We start from the raw sequence: 14,400 nt of genomic DNA, 5'->3' as shown, positions 1-14,400 counted from the left end.
CCCGGCGATCAGCCGATGTTTCCAGTCGGTAACTCTAACGGGTCGTCCGCACCAAGGTCACCCGCTGCACCGAAACACGCGAAATCGGCGGCCGGATCGTCGGTTGCCCAGCGCACATATCCGTCCGGCCGAACCAGCACCCGCGCCGCCGGCGCCCCTTGAGTCGCCAGGTCGAGCCGCACGGGCCGGCCCGTGCGGAGCCGCTCGGCCACCGTCGACCCATCGCTCAGCTCCAGGTCCGGCATCCGGCGCCCGACCAGGGGATGGTCGCCGGGCGCGTAGGCAACCCCGAGCCCGGAGACCTCCTCCGCGAGTCGGCGATTCGCCGCCGGAACCTTCAAGAGATCCACGAACGTCGCCCGCAGACACGCCACGTCGTCGTCCGGGATCATCAGGACACCCTGCGCCCGCGTGTTCGACAGTACGGCGGCTCCTGCAGGGTGGCGCTCGTCGTGGTAACTGTCCAGCAAGTCCTCGACACCTCGTATGTACGCGCCGAGCTTCCAGCCCAGGTTGAAAGCATCCTGCAAGCCAAGGTTCATCCCTTGACCGCCCGTCGGCGAGTGGATGTGGGCGGCGTCCCCGGCCAGGAAGATGCGACCCGCCCGGTAGCGCTCTGCCTGCCGCGCCGCATCGGTGAACCGCGATCCCCAGCGCACTTCGGTCAGTACGACGTCGTCGCCGTACCAGGCTGTCAACGCGGCCGCGACCTCCTCAAAGCCGACGGGCAGCTCGCGCGGCAGATCCTGTTGCTCCGGTCCGGTGAAGAGGACGCGATGGACGCCGTCACCCAGCGGAAGCATCGTCATCACCGCGCCCGCCCGCGGCACGAGCGACGGCAACTGCCACCCTTGGCTGCCGCCCGTCACCACGACATCGGCCACGACCGCCGTGAACCTGCCGTCCCGGCCCGGGAAGTCGATGCCGGCCAGTCTCCGCACCGCACTTCGGCCGCCGTCGCACCCGACCACCCAGTCGGCGCGGATCGTCGACCCGTCGGCAAACCTGGCCGTGACGCCGTCGTCATCTTGCGCAAGACCGGACAGCTCGAGACCCCGTCGTACGACGACACCCTGCGCAGCGAGGTGATTCTCGAGGAACTGCTCGAGACGCACCTGCGGAATCCCTACCTGGTAAGGGAATCTGGTCTCCAGAACGTCGTAGTCGAGCGGCACCGGCAGTCCGGCGAAATGCCCACCCCGGACCCGCTCGACGGCAGCCTGATCGACGGCAGCCTGATCGAGCAGCGGTTCGAGCAGGCCGCGGGAGTGCAGGATCTCCGCGGACCGCGGCTGCAGTGTCAGCGCCTTCGACTGCCCCGACCGCTCGAGCGCCTTGTCCACGAGCACTACCGACACGCCCGCCAGGACCAGCTCGGAGGCGAGCAACAATCCGGTCGGACCCGCGCCGACCACCAGTACGTCGTTCATGCGAGCAGGTCGTTCTTCCGCGAGTAGATCATCATGAATCCGTAGAGCAGGACGAACAGCACGATCCACTGCGCGGTCGTCACTCCAGGCACGGCGTCGAGCGGAAGCGCGTAGGCGATCACCACCCGGACAATCGCGTCGAACACCAGCCCGACACCCCACACGATCGTGATCAGCTGGATCCCGTGCCGGAACCGCGGCTCGCGATCCCAACGACTCGCCCAGATCTCGCCGCCGCCCTTGCCTCGCTTGGCCTCCGCGATCCCACGGCCGATCGCCAGCACCAGAGGCTTGCCCAAGGCAACGGTTCCGAGCATCCACGCTCCACAGAGCGCGGTGATCACGCCGTCCTTGGCCAGCAGCATCCGTGGGCTGTGCAGAGCCAGCGACGCGATCGTGCCGACGGCCAGCGCGACGATCATGAACACGGCCATCCAATCGACCTTCCGGCCACGGACGATCGAGTACGCCGTCCGCACAACTGGGATCACCGATCCGGCCAGCGTCGCGGTGACGACGCCGAAGCCAGCTTGGCGGAGGCCGTAGAAGATCAGCAGCGGGAGCACCAGGTCGATCACCACCGGCATCAGCACCGCGCCCCAGCGGGCCTTGGGCTGCACCTCCGTGGTCATCACGACTCCACCCGAGTCGCCCGGTCGAAGGTCTCGACCAGTTCCGCCGCGCAGGTCTCGGGGTCGGCGCCGGCGATCAGGCGACCGGCCACGGCGTCGATCGCGGCCCGCAGGGTGACCGCCATCAGCAGTGCATCGAATCGGCGGAACACCCCGGTTTGCTGGCCCGCCTCGAACAGTGCAACCAACCGCGCGATCGCGCCGTCCGCCTCCTCGGCAGGCACCTGCGCGCCACCGAAGACAATCTGCTGCACTGCCCGGACGTGATCGGGCCGCGCCACGATGAACTCGACGTTCGACCGGATGTACGCCGCGAGCTTGCCGGCCGGGGTGTCCGCCTGGTCGATCGCCGGGCGCATCACCTCGGCTGCATCGGACGTCACGCGGCGCAGCACCTCGGCGAGCAACTCGTCCTTGGTCGTGAAGTGGTAGGAGATCAGCCGCTTACTGCTCAACCCGGCCACCGCGCAGATCGCGTCGTACGACGTCGCCGCGTAGCCGCGCTCGGCGAGCACGGTGATGGTCGCCGCCACGATCTGGTCCCGCCGGGCCGCCGTACTCCCGGCCCGGTCCGAGGATTGTTTTATCCGCATGGGTAAAACTTATCCAGATGGATAAGAACTGTCAAGCGTCGGGCCTGTGCTCAGCCGTTGACCAGTGCTGGCGTGGCGGCTAGCTTCGTCAGAAATCGATTTCTCACTGAACCCGCAGCTAGCCGTTGTGAGGAGACTTCGTATGCGCAAGCACCTCTTGCTCGTTCTGCCGCTCCTGATCGGGGCGGCGCTGATCCCCGCCGATCAGTCGTCGCCGGCTCGAGCCTCGGCGATCCCCTCGCCGGCCGAGCGGGTGGCCAAGCTCACCGGGCCGGAGTCGATCAACGACACCGAGGCGCGGTTCGGGCTGAAGGCGACCGACCTCGGGATCCTGTGGGACAACGGCTCCGGCGAGATCCTGACGGCGTTCGGCGACAGCTACGGGAGCGGCTGGACAGGGCCGGGTGGCGGTGCCGGCGACCAGGCCACGATCGACTGGCGGTGCAACCTGCTCCTGCGCAGCAAGGACCACAACCTCGCTGACGGCATGACGCTCGACTCGGCCGCCGAGGATCGCCCGGGGCACGCGAAGGAGTTCCTCGGCTGCAAGAAGATCGACCGCGACGAGCACACCGTCATCCCGACCGCGGGGATCTCGGTCGGCAAACGCCAGTACGTGCAGTACATGTCCGTCAACTACTGGGGTCCGGCCGGTAGCTGGTTCACGAACTACTCGGGCTTCGCCTACTCCGACGACAACGGCGAGACCTGGACCAAGTCGCCGACCGCGCGCTGGCAGAACACGAAGGCCTGGGACGACAACTTCCAGATGGTTGCCTTGGTCAAGGACAAGGGTTTCGTCTACATGATCGGTACACCGAACGGCCGGTTCGGCAGCGCCCACCTCGCCAGGGTCCCGGAGAAGCAGGTCCTGGACAAGAAGGCCTGGCGGTACTGGGACGGCCGGACCTGGTCGGCTCAGGAGCGAGCCGCCGTACCGATCGCGGTCGGGCCGATCAGTGAGGTCTCGGTCCAGTACAACGCCTACCTGGGCAAGTGGCTGATGATGTATCTCGACGAGCAACGGGCGTCCGTCGTACTGCGTTCGGCGACGGCACTGACCGGACCGTGGAGCGGTGAGCAGGTCGTTGTCCGAGGCACCGACTTCCCCGGTCTGTACGGAACGTTCATGCATCCGTGGTCGTCCGGCCCGGATCTCTACTTCACGATGTCGCAGTGGGATCCGTACAACGTGTTCCTGATGCACACCAAGCTCACCGATGACGGACAGGTCACCAACCTGGTCACGGATCCCGGCTTCGAGGCGCAGACTTCGGGTACGCCGTCGCCGCCGTGGCAACTGAGTGGACGCGGGGGCATCGACCGTACGAACCTCGGCCACTCCGGTACCAACAACGCCTTCGTCCGCGACTCGATCGGCACCCATCAGCTCCAGCAGACCGTTGCTGTCCGCCCCTATCACCGGTACCGCCTGTCCGCCTGGATCCGGACCGCGGACAACAACTCCGAGACGATGCTCGGCGTACGCACGCTTCGCGGTCGGACGATCGCACAGCAGACCGGCGGTGCTCATCCGGAGTACACCAAGGTGAGCGTCGAGTTCAGCTCCGGCCGGGAATCCTTGATCCAGCTCTACGCCGGCTTCTTCGGCCATAGCCAGGACGTCTGGCTCCAGCTGGACGACGTCATCCTGGCGGAGGTTGCCTGAGACGGCGCCGTGGCCGGCTGGTGCGAGGACGCACCGGCCGGCGCGGGCCGATCAGGCGAGGACCGGCCAAGCGATCCTCGAGGCGGCGGGCCTCGCGGCGGATCGGCTGGGCGACGTACTCGCCGAGGATGACGCCGGACGCGAGGGCCACACCGATAGCGACCGCGGTCGCGAGGCTGACGATCCCGATCAGGTTGCCGAGGCCCATCAGCTCGTACAACCCCTTGTAAATGGTCAATCCCGGCAACAACGGAACCGTCCCGGAGACCACCAGGACCAGCGGCGGCACGCCGGACCGGCGACCGAGTGAATAGCTCCCGAGACCGATGACGAAGGCCGCCGCCGCTGTCGACCAGGCCGGTCCGAACGACGCCCGCGCCATCAGCGTGAAGACCAGCGACCCGGCCGCACCGATCGCCGCGACCGGAAGCAACGCCCGCGGCGGCGCGTACGACGCGAACGCGAACGCAACCGCCATCACCGCACCTGAGACCACCATCAGCGGCAGGTTCGCCAACTGGATCGTCTGGGCCTCGATGCCCACGTGCAACCCGAATTTGATCCCGATCGCGAGCCCGAGGCTGACCCCGGCGATGATCCCACCGGTGAGCAGCATCGCCTCCATGATGCGCGCGGCCGCGGTCACGTAGTACCCGGTGATCGCGTCCTGCACGGCACCGGTGAGGGCGATCCCGGCCAGCAGCATGATGATGCCGGCGGCAACGACCAGTGATGGCTTCACCGGCGCGTGGGTGGCGTACAGGATGAGCATCACCGCGCTCGCGACGAACGCGCCGGCCACCTGCTGGTAGAACGCCGGCAGCCGCTGCCGCTGGAACCAGCGGTTGCTCACATCGATCACGATCGCCGTCAACACCGCCACCAGCGTGATCAGCCAGCCACCACCGAGCAGCAGCGTGGCGCCACCGGCCATCACACCCCACGCCAGGACAGCGGCCCAGCGCGGGTACGGCGGACCCGCGGACGTCAGCCTGGCCAGCTCGCGACTCGCCTCTTCCCGGGTCACCTCGCCGCGGGCGAAGCGTCGTACCAGCCCGTCGACCTCGGTCAGCCGGGAGAAGTCCTGCGAGCGGTACCGGACCAGGCGAATGTGCGTCTCCGGCGCCACATCGGGCGCGGCCTGGTACGAGAGCGCCATCGACGTGAACGTGATGTCCACCTCACACCCACGCAACCCACCGGCCGCGGTGACGCCGAGGATCGTCGCGGTCGCATCCGCCGTACCCGCCCCACTCGACAGCAGCACCTCGCCGACCCGCAGCGCGAGGTCGAGCGTGCGATAAACCTCCTGCTGCCGCTCCCGCTCCGCCATCCAACCAGCACATCATGCCAACCGGCCCACCCCAAACCACGCCTCGCGGCCGGACACCGGCGAGCAGGAGAACAGGACGTATACGTCCACTACCGCCCGATTCTCTCGGCTCGACGCCTGCCGTGATGCGGCAGTGGCCGTATACGTCCTGTCGGGCTGTCCGAGGCCCTCGGTCAGCCACCTCAAGGCGGCTGGCGTGGCGCCCAGGTCCGGCACACTTGGAGATCGCTTTCCGTTGCAGGTTGACTCGCTGATTCCGCCCACTTAAGGTTGCGGTCACAAGCCTCGGAAAGCCCTTTCCAAGGCTCGGATCCGAACGGCGGGATCGTCGTACCGGGGATTGTCGTCGAGGGAGAACTGTGAACGAGCGACGCGTCGGCATCGTGATGAACGGCGTCACCGGCCGAATGGGCCTGCGCCAGCACCTCGAGCGGTCCATCGTGGCGATCCGCGCGCAGGGCGGCCTGCCCGCCGCCGACGGCACGATGATCATTCCCGACCCGATCCTGGTCGGCCGGAACGAGCTGAAGCTGCGGCGGATCGCCGAAGAGCACGGGCTGACCCGATGGACCACCGACCTGTCCGCGGCGCTGGCCGAGCCGGACGTCGAGATCTACTTCGACTCGCAGCTGACGCAGTTGCGGGAGAAGGGTGTTCGCGCCGCCGTCGAGGCCGGGAAGGCGATCTACTGCGAGAAGCCGATCGCCGAGAGCCTGGAGGCCGCGGTCGAGCTGGCTCGGCTGGTCCGGGACGCCGGGCTGAAGAACGGGATCGTCCAGGACAAGCTGTCGCTGCCAGGCCTGCGGAAGCTGAAGCGGCTGGTCGACGGCGGGTTCTTCGGACGGATCCTCTCGGTGCGTGGCGACTTCGGGTACTGGGTCTTCGAGGGTGATTGGCAGGAGGCGCAGCGCCCGTCCTGGAACTACAAGGAGGAAGAGGGCGGCGGGATCATCCTCGACATGTTCTGCCACTGGCGGTACGTGCTCGATCAGACCTTCGGATCGGTCACATCCGTTTACTGCCAAGGCGCGACGCATATCCCGAGCCGGGTGGACGAGCAGGGCAACTCGTACGTCGCCACCGCGGACGATGCGGCGTACGGCGTCTTCGAGCTCGAGGGCGGGATCATCGCGCAGATGAACTCGTCGTGGGCGACCCGGGTGTTCCGGGACGAGCTGGTCGAGTTTCACGTCGACGGGACCGAGGGGTCTGCGGTCGCCGGATTGCGGAACTGCCGGGCGCAACACCGGTCCGCGACGCCGAAGCCGGTGTGGAACCCGGATCTGCCGGCCACCGAGAAGTTCCGCGACCAGTGGGCGACGGTGCCGGACAACGAGTTCTTCGACAACGGGTTCAAGGTGCAGTGGGAGATGTTCCTGCGGCACGTGGTCGACGACGCTCCCTTCACCTGGGACTTCGTCGAGGCGGCCAAGGGTGTGCAGCTGGCCGAGCTCGGACTGCAGTCCTGGCGCGAGGGCCGCAAACTCCCGGTGCCGGCGCTGGACCTAGACGGTCAGCCGTGAAGCTCCCCACTGCAGGCGGCGCCCTGGAGACTTACCACCTGATCGGTAGGCCAGTTGCCTCCAGCAACTACTCACCGCCGGTGTCACGCCTCGCCTTCGCCGCCGCCCACGTCGTCGCCGACCCACTCGCCGACAACTCCCCCGGCGCCCCCGCAACCATCGACTGGGACCACACCCTCGCCTTCCGCCACCACCTGTGGTCGCTCGGGTTATCCGTCGCGGAGGCCATGGACACCGCCCAACGCGGCATGGGCCTCGACTGGCCGGCCACCCAAGAACTGATCCGCCGCTCCGCAGCAGAAGCCCCAGCGGGCAGAATCGTCGTCGGAGTAGGCACAGACCAGCTCACTACACAGAACCACTCGTTGGATGCAGTGACGGCGGCTTATGAACAGCAGTTGGGGGTTGCTGAGGAGGTGGGGGGTCAGCCGATTTTGATGGCTAGTCGGGGGTTGTGTGCGGTTGCGCAGTCGCCGGATGACTATCGGAAGGTTTATGACCGGCTGTTGGGGCAGTCGAGTCGGCCGGTGATCCTGCACTGGTTGGGGGCGATGTTCGATCCGGCGCTCGATGGTTATTGGGGTAGTGACTCGCTCGACGCTGCCGCCGATGTTGTTGTCGAGTTGATCGACGACAACGCGTCGAAGGTTGACGGGATCAAGGTTTCGCTGCTGGACGCGGAGCGGGAAGTTGCCTTGCGCAAGCGTCTTCCGGCGGGTGTCCGGCTCTACACCGGCGACGACTTCAACTACCCCGAGCTGATCAAGGGCGACGGCGAGCAGCACAGCGACGCGTTGCTCGGGATCTTCGCCGCGATCGCGCCGGCCGCCGCGGCCGCGCTGAAGGCGCTCGACGACGGCGACCTCGACACCTACGACCGCGTGTTCGCACCGACCGTCCCGCTGGCCCGACAGATCTTCTCCAAGCCGACCTACTACTACAAGACCGGAATCGCCTTCCTGGCGTGGCTCAACGGCCACCAGCCCGGCTTCTCGATGGTCGGCGGGCTGCAGACCGGCCGCTCCCTCCCACACCTCGCCGAAACCTTCCGCCTCGCGGACCAGGCCGGCGTACTCACGGATCCGGACCTGGCCGTCGACCGATTCCGACAACTGCTCCGCGTCGGCGGGATCGACGCGTGAACCGCTACAGCCTTAACCAAGCGACCACGAAGTACTGGCCGCTGGAGGATGTCGTCGCAGCGAGCGCCAAGGCCGATCTGTCCTGGATCGGCCTCTGGCGCGAGCCCATTCAGGAGTACGGCGTCGACCGCGCCGCCCGCCTCGTGGCCGACGCAGGCCTGAAAGTCTCGTCACTGTGCCGCAGCGGCTTCTTGACCGCGACCGACGCCACCGAACGAGCCGCGAAGATCGCCGACAACCGCCGCGCGATCGACGAGGCCGCAACCCTCGGTACCGACGTGCTCATCCTCGTCAGCGGTGGCCTCCCGGCAGGCTCGCGTGACCTCGACGGCGCCCGGGCGATGGTCCGCGACGGGCTCGCCGAGCTTGCGCCGTACGCAACGGAACGCGGCGTGAGACTCGGCATCGAAGCGCTGCACCCGATGTTCTGCTCCGACCGTTGTGTCGTCTCCTCGCTCGGCGGCGCGCTCGACCTCGCCGAGCATTTCCCCGCCGAGCAGGTCGGCGTGATCGTCGACGCCTACCACCTGTGGTGGGACGCGGACGTCTATCGGCAGCTCGAGCGGGCCGGCGAGCGGATCCTGTCGTACCAGGTCAGCGACTGGGTGGTACCGCTGCCCGCGGACACGTTGCTCGGACGCGGCATGATGGGTGACGGTTCGATCGAGCTCCGCCGGTTGCGAGCCGCCTGTGACGCAGCCGGGTACGGCGGCCCGATCGAGGTCGAGATCTTCAACCAGAAGCTGTGGGACGCGCCCGGCCAAGAGGTCTTCGACCTGGCGTACGCGCGGTATCAGGAGCACGTCATCTAGTTGCCGAGGAGCAGCCTGTATGAACATTCCCGCCGATGGGATCGGAATGCATCTCTACACCATGCGAGCTGCGCTGGCCGAGGACTACCCGGGGACGCTGAAGCGCCTCGCCGGGATCGGCTACCGCACGATCGGGGTGAGTGGGCGGTTCGATCACAGCGCCGAGGAGATCCGGTCGTTCGCCGACGAGGCGGGCCTGTCGATCGTGCTCGAGCACGTCGGCTACAACCGGCTGACCGAGGACTGGGCCGGCGCCCTGGCCGACGTACACACGTTGGGCGGCAAGTGGATCGTCGTACCGTCGGTTCCGGAGGAGCTGCGCTCGGTCGACGGCTTCCGTACGGCGGCAGCCGCGTTCACCGAGGCCGGTAAGGCGGCTCGTGACGCCGGGCTGAAGCTGTTGTTCCACAACCACGGTCACGACTTCACCGAGGAGGACGGGCAGATCCGGTTCGACATCCTGCTCGAGGTGGATCCGGAACTGCTGGGCTTCGAGTTCGACCTGTACTGGGCGGTCGAAGGTGGGCAGGACCCGGCCAAGTACTTCCAGGAGCACCCGGGCCGCTTCCCGGCGCTGCACGTGAAGGACATGGCCGAGGACGGTTCGTGGGAGGACGTCGGCGCGGGCACGCTCGACTTCGGCGCGATGTTCAAGCACGCGTCCGAGGGCGGGGTCGAGCAGTGGCTGGTCGAGCACGACAAGCCGACCGACGCGTGGGCCTCGGCCGAGCGCAGCTACCGCGGGTTGACCGAACTGCAGTACTGATGATGGCAAACGGTTGAGCGCATTCGCCGCTCACACCTGGTGAGATCGGCTTATTCTCGACCCGTGCCCAACGAGCCAACGATCCGGCTGTCCGCCGTGCGCCGCCTCTACGAGGTGAGCGCGCGGATGGGCGCGGGCCGGAGCCTGGCCGAGACCCTGCAGGCCGTCGTCGACGGGGTCGTCGACGGCCTCGGGTTCGGCATCGCGGTGCTGAACCTGCGGCACGAGGACGGCAAGTTCGAGGTGTTCGCGGTGGCCGGCTCCGCGGAGGCGCGGGCGGCGCTGCTCGGAGCGGTCAGCGCGGCGGACATCTTCGAGCCGGAGTTCGCGATCGCGGACGAATGGGGTGCGCTGCGCTTCGTGCCGCACGAGCGGCTGCCCGAGGGTGAGGTGGTCGGCTGGATTCCCGACGTACCGATCTCCGATGATCCGGCCGCGTGGCATCCGCTCGACGCCCTGTTCGCGCCGCTGCATTCGCCGAGCGGTGAGCTGGTCGGGATGCTCTCGGTCGATCTGCCCGAGGATCAGCGCCGGCCGGGGCCGATCCATCGCGAGCTGCTGGAGATCTTCGCGACCCAGGCCGGGCTGGCGATCGACAAGGCCCGGCTGACCGATCAGCTCCGCGCGGAGAAGGAGCGGTTGGAGGCCAGCGAGACGACGTTCCGGATGGTCTTCGAGGGCGCCGGGAACGGGATGGCGACGATCGCCTTCGACGGTCCCGAGCGCGGTCGCATCCTGCGCGTGAACGACGCGTTCTGCCGGATCACCGGGTATTCGGCCGAGCAGTTGCTCGGGGCGCGGATGGCCGAGTTCCTCCGCGACGAGGAGCCCCCGCAGACCCGCCAGGAGCTCGTTGCCGCTGGCAACGGTGGGTACCGGTTCGAACGGCTCTTCACGCATCCGACCGGGCACGAGATCTGGCTCGGCGGTACGGCGGCGATCGTCGAGCAGGGCGCTGATCAGTCCAGGATCCTGCTGGTCCAGATCGACGACGTGACCGCACGGAAGGACGCCGAGCGCGAGCTCCAGCACCACGCGGCGCACGACCCGCTGACCGGCCTGCCGAATCGCCGGAAGCTGCAGCAGCGGTTCAGCTCGGTCCTGGACCGGACGCGCGGGTCCGGGCGACCGGGCGCCTTGCTGTTCTGCGATCTGAACCACTTCAAGCTGGTGAACGATGGATACGGCCATGAGGCCGGGGACCGCGCTCTCCGCGAGATCGCCGACCGGCTGACGGCCGCGGTCCGCCACGGCGACACCGTGGCGAGGTTGGGCGGCGACGAGTTCGCCGTACTCGCCGAGGACATTGCCGGAGACGACCTGGCCGCATTGATCGCCCGGCTAGAGGCCGCGGTCAGCCGCCCACTGCCGAACATCGCCGTCGAGGTCACCACCAGCATCGGCACCGTCCCGATCACCCCAGCCGCAACCGACCTGGACACCCTCCTCCACCAGGCCGACCAAGCCATGTACGCCGCCAAACACAACCGTCCGTAAACTGAGCCGCGTGGATGAGGAGCTGCCGGGCGGGTTCGTCAACACGGTGGTCCGCCGAGGCGACGCCGTACTGCGGAAGCCCGGCGACCGGGCCGAGTTCGTCCACTCCTTGCTCGGGGTGCTGGACGGGTGGAGTGGTTCACCGCGGTTTCTTGGAGTGGATGAGGGCCGAGAGCAACTGAGTTTCATCGACGGCTACGTCGCGTGGGAACGCCCGTGGAAGCCCGCGGTCACCTCGAGTGACACGCTCACGTCGGTTGGCCGGCTCGTCCGCGAGTTCCACGACCTGACGGCCGGTACGACGTTGGCCGGCGATCAGGAGGTTGTCTGCCACAACGACCTCTCCCCGAAGAACACCGTCTACACCGCCGACGGATCCCGCGCGATCGCCTTCATCGACTGGGACATCGCCGGTCCCGGTCCCCGCATTCACGACATCGCCTTCAGCTGCTGGCAATACGCCGAGCTTGGGGACGTTGAGCGCGTCGTACCGCAATGGCAAGCGCTCCTCACCGGCTACGGCCCGACCGACCTCGCGGACCTGATCCCCACGATCCTCTGGTGGCAGTCTCGAGCCGCCGACGGCATCGAGGCCGAGGCCCGGACCGGCAACGCCGCGATGCAGCACCTCCGCGATCTCGGCGTACCGGCGGAGATCCGCCGGGCTCACGACTGGGTCCGGGCGAACGCCGGCGAGCTGCAGGAAGTTGCAGCGCGCGTCTCTTGAAAGTCGGGCCTCAAGTGTGATTGAAAGGAGGCCGACTATCTGGGGGACCGTGGTGCGTACACCAATGGGGCTGGCCGCTGTTCTGGTCGCGGGCCTGCTCCTCGCAAGTCCGGTGCCGACGGCAACCGCCGGCGTGACCGCTGACACAACTGCGGCCGCGGCGCCGTGCGTTCAGCGCATCGGCTTCGACCAGGCCGACGGGACGTTCAGCGGGTGGAACGTCACGTACGGAAGCCCGCCCAAGGTCACTCCGGTCAAGCCGGAGACCGGCTTCCCGCCCGCGACGACCAGCGCAACGTGGTACTACACGGCGAACTCCGATTACGCCCGGTGGTACAGCCACTCGATCCGTGGCACCGGTTTGTATCTCGACTCGTTGACCTACCGTCCCGGCGCCGCTCAGCCGGAGGTGCTGCAGCATCGGGTCAGCGGTGGTTGGGGGTCGTTCACCCAGCTCGCGACCTCGGACGTCTCCGTCTACCACTCGTTCATGTACGGCCTCCGGAACGACGGCGTCCTGCTTCGCTACGACTGGGACACCGGTGTCCACTCCCTTGGCTCCGCAACAGGCTTCAGCTCGATCAAGGCCATGACAGTCATCAGCGAGACCCCGGCGTACGACACCCTCCTGGCGACCACCCGCGGCGGCGCGCTCTACACGATCCGCATCCCGGTCACCTCGCCGATGAAGCCGGTCGTCAAGCGCGTCCGCGACAAGACCTGGCAGATCTTCGAGTCCCTGGTCGCCGAACAATGCGGCACCGGCACCCTCCTGACCGCCATCGACCAGGACACCCACACCGCCTACCTCTACACCCTCAGCCACGCCAACGGCCTCGCCACCGTGATCCGAACCGCCGGCAAACTCCCAACGCCCGTCCCCGGCCAAGCCCCCGCCGCCATGACCCGAGAGTTCAAGGACCTCCGCGGCGAGTAGGCCCTACGAGCCCAGAGTTGTGAGGGCTTCGTCGGTCAAGCGGTAGATCGTCCATTCGTCTTGGGGATGGGCGCCTAGGGAGTTGTAGAAGTCGATGGCTGGGGTGTTCCAGTTCAGGACGGACCATTCGAGGCGTTCGTAGTTGTTGAGGACGCATTCTTGGGCTAGCGCGGTGAGTAGGGCCTTGCCCAGGCCGGTGCCTCGGGTTCCGGGGCGGACGTAGAGGTCTTCCAGATAGATGCCGTGGACGCCGCGCCAGGTGGAGAAGCTGAGGAACCAGATCGCGCAGCCGGCTACCTCGCCCTCGTGTTCGGCGACGTGGCAGAAGACCGCGGGCGCGTCGCCGAACAGGGCGGTCTGGAGTTGGCCCGCGGTCACGTGACACTCGTCGGCCGCGCGCTCGTACTCGGCCAGGCCTTGGATCAGCTCCACCAGTGCCGGGACGTCTTCCGGTCGCGCCCGGCGGACCCGCTCGTCAATCTGCATGGAGCCATCCTGCCGCCTGGCCGATCCACCGAGGGTCAGATCCGTGCGTTGACGGAGACGCCGCCGTCGACCGGCAGCACAGCGCCAGTCACGTACGACGACCGGTCGCTGAGCAGCCAGGCGGCGGCTTCGGCGATCTCCGTGGGCTCGGCGCCCCGGCCCAACGGCGTGTGCGAGTTCAACGTGTCCATGACGCCGGGGCGCTCCGCTGTCCACGCCAGCAGCAGCTCGGTCAGCGTCGTACCGGGTGCGATCGTGTTGACCCGGATTCCCTCCGGCCCGTAGGCGACCGCAGCCGACTCGCCGAGGCTGTTGCCGGCCCGTTTCGCGGCGGCGTACGCCGGCAACGTCGGGTTGCCCGACAGGCTCGCCACGCTGGACGTGTTCACGATGCTCCCGCGGCCGGCGGTGACCCGGATCGCGTCCACCTCGGCCACCATCGCGCTCCACAGGCCGCGCAGGTTCACGGCGTACATCTGATCGAACTCGGCCGGGGTCAGCTCCTCCATCGGACCGGGGGCCTGCGGTACGCCGGCGTTGTTGAAGGCACCGTCGAGCCGGCCGTATTCCACCACGGTCTGATCGACGGCGGCGCGGACCGAATCGGGCTCGGTCAGGTCACAGACGACATAGGCGGCGTCGAGTTCCTTCGCGACGACGACGAGCTCGGATTCGGTGCGCGCCGCGAGCATCAGCTGGGCGCCCTCGGCGGCGAACAGCCGGGCCGCCGCGGCACCGATTCCGCGTCCGGCGCCGGTGAGGAAGATGACTTTGTCTTGGAGCAGTTTGGACATGCTGTCGAGCCTTGCCGCGACTCCGCTGCGTAGCCAGACACCAGGAGTACCTGGTTAAT

14 protein-coding genes are annotated in these 14,400 nt (G+C 67.8%); 8 read left to right on the top strand and 6 right to left on the bottom strand.

Annotated elements, in window-relative coordinates; translation table 11 throughout:
• Positions 1–8: 8 nt before the first annotated feature.
• From ACWF4Z_RS28460 to ACWF4Z_RS28450, 3 genes are read right to left on the bottom strand one after another with little or no spacing between them, the layout of a single operon-like run.
• Positions 9–1,430 carry an FAD-dependent monooxygenase gene (locus ACWF4Z_RS28460; protein WP_452246222.1) on the bottom strand — a complete coding sequence of 474 codons (1,422 nt, stop codon included), beginning with the start codon at positions 1,428–1,430 and terminating at the stop codon, positions 9–11.
• A complete protein-coding gene (locus tag ACWF4Z_RS28455) occupies positions 1,427–2,062 on the bottom strand; it encodes a VC0807 family protein (protein ID WP_452246221.1) in 636 nt (211 codons plus the stop codon). Before ACWF4Z_RS28455 ends, ACWF4Z_RS28460 begins: the two co-directional genes overlap by 4 nt.
• Entirely contained in the window at positions 2,062–2,655 is a 594-nt protein-coding gene (locus ACWF4Z_RS28450; RefSeq protein ID WP_452246220.1) for a TetR/AcrR family transcriptional regulator, read from the bottom strand. Before ACWF4Z_RS28450 ends, ACWF4Z_RS28455 begins: the two co-directional genes overlap by 1 nt.
• 142 nt (positions 2,656–2,797) lie before the next feature.
• On the opposite strand from ACWF4Z_RS28450, the gene ACWF4Z_RS28445 reads away from it, so the two are divergent.
• The gene (locus ACWF4Z_RS28445) at positions 2,798–4,324 is read left to right on the top strand and encodes a DUF4185 domain-containing protein (protein WP_452246219.1); all 1,527 of its coding nucleotides are present in this window, start codon (positions 2,798–2,800) and stop codon (positions 4,322–4,324) included.
• On the opposite strand, the gene ACWF4Z_RS28440 is transcribed toward ACWF4Z_RS28445, so the two are convergent.
• Positions 4,302–5,657, bottom strand: coding sequence for a threonine/serine ThrE exporter family protein (locus tag ACWF4Z_RS28440; protein ID WP_452246218.1), 1,356 nt, complete (start codon positions 5,655–5,657; stop codon positions 4,302–4,304). The genes ACWF4Z_RS28445 and ACWF4Z_RS28440 overlap by 23 nt on opposite strands.
• Positions 5,658–6,016: 359 nt before the next feature.
• On the opposite strand from ACWF4Z_RS28440, the gene ACWF4Z_RS28435 reads away from it, so the two are divergent.
• The 7 genes from ACWF4Z_RS28435 to ACWF4Z_RS28405 all read left to right on the top strand — a co-directional run bounded on the left by ACWF4Z_RS28435 (position 6,017) and on the right by ACWF4Z_RS28405 (position 13,061).
• Positions 6,017–7,180, top strand: a complete 1,164-nt coding sequence (locus ACWF4Z_RS28435; RefSeq protein WP_452246217.1) for a Gfo/Idh/MocA family protein — start codon at positions 6,017–6,019, stop codon at positions 7,178–7,180.
• A complete protein-coding gene (locus ACWF4Z_RS28430) occupies positions 7,177–8,322 on the top strand; it encodes a dihydrodipicolinate synthase family protein (protein WP_452246216.1) in 1,146 nt (381 codons plus the stop codon). Before ACWF4Z_RS28435 ends, ACWF4Z_RS28430 begins: the two co-directional genes overlap by 4 nt.
• Complete coding sequence (locus tag ACWF4Z_RS28425; RefSeq protein ID WP_452246215.1) at positions 8,319–9,134, top strand: sugar phosphate isomerase/epimerase family protein; 816 nt, start codon at positions 8,319–8,321, stop codon at positions 9,132–9,134. Before ACWF4Z_RS28430 ends, ACWF4Z_RS28425 begins: the two co-directional genes overlap by 4 nt.
• Positions 9,135–9,153: 19 nt before the next feature.
• A complete protein-coding gene (locus tag ACWF4Z_RS28420) occupies positions 9,154–9,900 on the top strand; it encodes a sugar phosphate isomerase/epimerase family protein (protein WP_452246214.1) in 747 nt (248 codons plus the stop codon).
• A gap of 63 nt (positions 9,901–9,963) precedes the next feature.
• Positions 9,964–11,397: a diguanylate cyclase domain-containing protein gene (locus ACWF4Z_RS28415; RefSeq protein WP_452246213.1), complete on the top strand. Its 1,434-nt coding sequence runs from the start codon at positions 9,964–9,966 to the stop codon at positions 11,395–11,397.
• A 10-nt stretch (positions 11,398–11,407) separates the two neighbouring features.
• Positions 11,408–12,124 carry a phosphotransferase gene (locus ACWF4Z_RS28410; protein ID WP_452246212.1) on the top strand — a complete coding sequence of 239 codons (717 nt, stop codon included), beginning with the start codon at positions 11,408–11,410 and terminating at the stop codon, positions 12,122–12,124.
• A gap of 52 nt (positions 12,125–12,176) precedes the next feature.
• Positions 12,177–13,061, top strand: coding sequence for a hypothetical protein (locus ACWF4Z_RS28405; protein WP_452246211.1), 885 nt, complete (start codon positions 12,177–12,179; stop codon positions 13,059–13,061).
• 3 nt (positions 13,062–13,064) lie between these two features.
• On the opposite strand, the gene ACWF4Z_RS28400 is transcribed toward ACWF4Z_RS28405, so the two are convergent.
• Both ACWF4Z_RS28400 and ACWF4Z_RS28395 read right to left on the bottom strand, forming a co-directional pair.
• Positions 13,065–13,547 (bottom strand): N-acetyltransferase family protein, encoded by a 483-nt coding sequence (locus ACWF4Z_RS28400; RefSeq protein ID WP_452246210.1) that lies wholly within the window; start codon positions 13,545–13,547, stop codon positions 13,065–13,067.
• 35 nt (positions 13,548–13,582) lie between these two features.
• The gene (locus ACWF4Z_RS28395; RefSeq protein WP_452246209.1) at positions 13,583–14,341 is read right to left on the bottom strand and encodes an SDR family NAD(P)-dependent oxidoreductase; all 759 of its coding nucleotides are present in this window, start codon (positions 14,339–14,341) and stop codon (positions 13,583–13,585) included.
• Positions 14,342–14,400 lie beyond the last annotated feature (59 nt).

The sequence above is a fragment of the Kribbella sp. NPDC055071 genome, from assembly GCF_053608045.1.
This window is presented reverse-complemented; position numbering and strand designations above follow the sequence as displayed.

Bases quoted from the DNA above. Each gene is read 5' to 3' on its own strand.
- ACWF4Z_RS28450 (WP_452246220.1), bottom strand. From the start codon at position 2,655: ATGCGGATAAAACAATCCTCGGACCGGGCCGGGAGTACGGCGGCCCGG.
- ACWF4Z_RS28395 (WP_452246209.1), bottom strand. From the start codon at position 14,341: ATGTCCAAACTGCTCCAAGACAAAGTCATCTTCCTCACCGGCGCCGGA.
- ACWF4Z_RS28460 (WP_452246222.1), bottom strand. From the start codon at position 1,430: ATGAACGACGTACTGGTGGTCGGCGCGGGTCCGACCGGATTGTTGCTC.
- ACWF4Z_RS28455 (WP_452246221.1), bottom strand. From the start codon at position 2,062: ATGACCACGGAGGTGCAGCCCAAGGCCCGCTGGGGCGCGGTGCTGATG.
- ACWF4Z_RS28445 (WP_452246219.1), top strand. From the start codon at position 2,798: ATGCGCAAGCACCTCTTGCTCGTTCTGCCGCTCCTGATCGGGGCGGCG.
- ACWF4Z_RS28440 (WP_452246218.1), bottom strand. From the start codon at position 5,657: ATGGCGGAGCGGGAGCGGCAGCAGGAGGTTTATCGCACGCTCGACCTC.
- ACWF4Z_RS28400 (WP_452246210.1), bottom strand. From the start codon at position 13,547: ATGCAGATTGACGAGCGGGTCCGCCGGGCGCGACCGGAAGACGTCCCG.
- ACWF4Z_RS28420 (WP_452246214.1), top strand. From the start codon at position 9,154: ATGAACATTCCCGCCGATGGGATCGGAATGCATCTCTACACCATGCGA.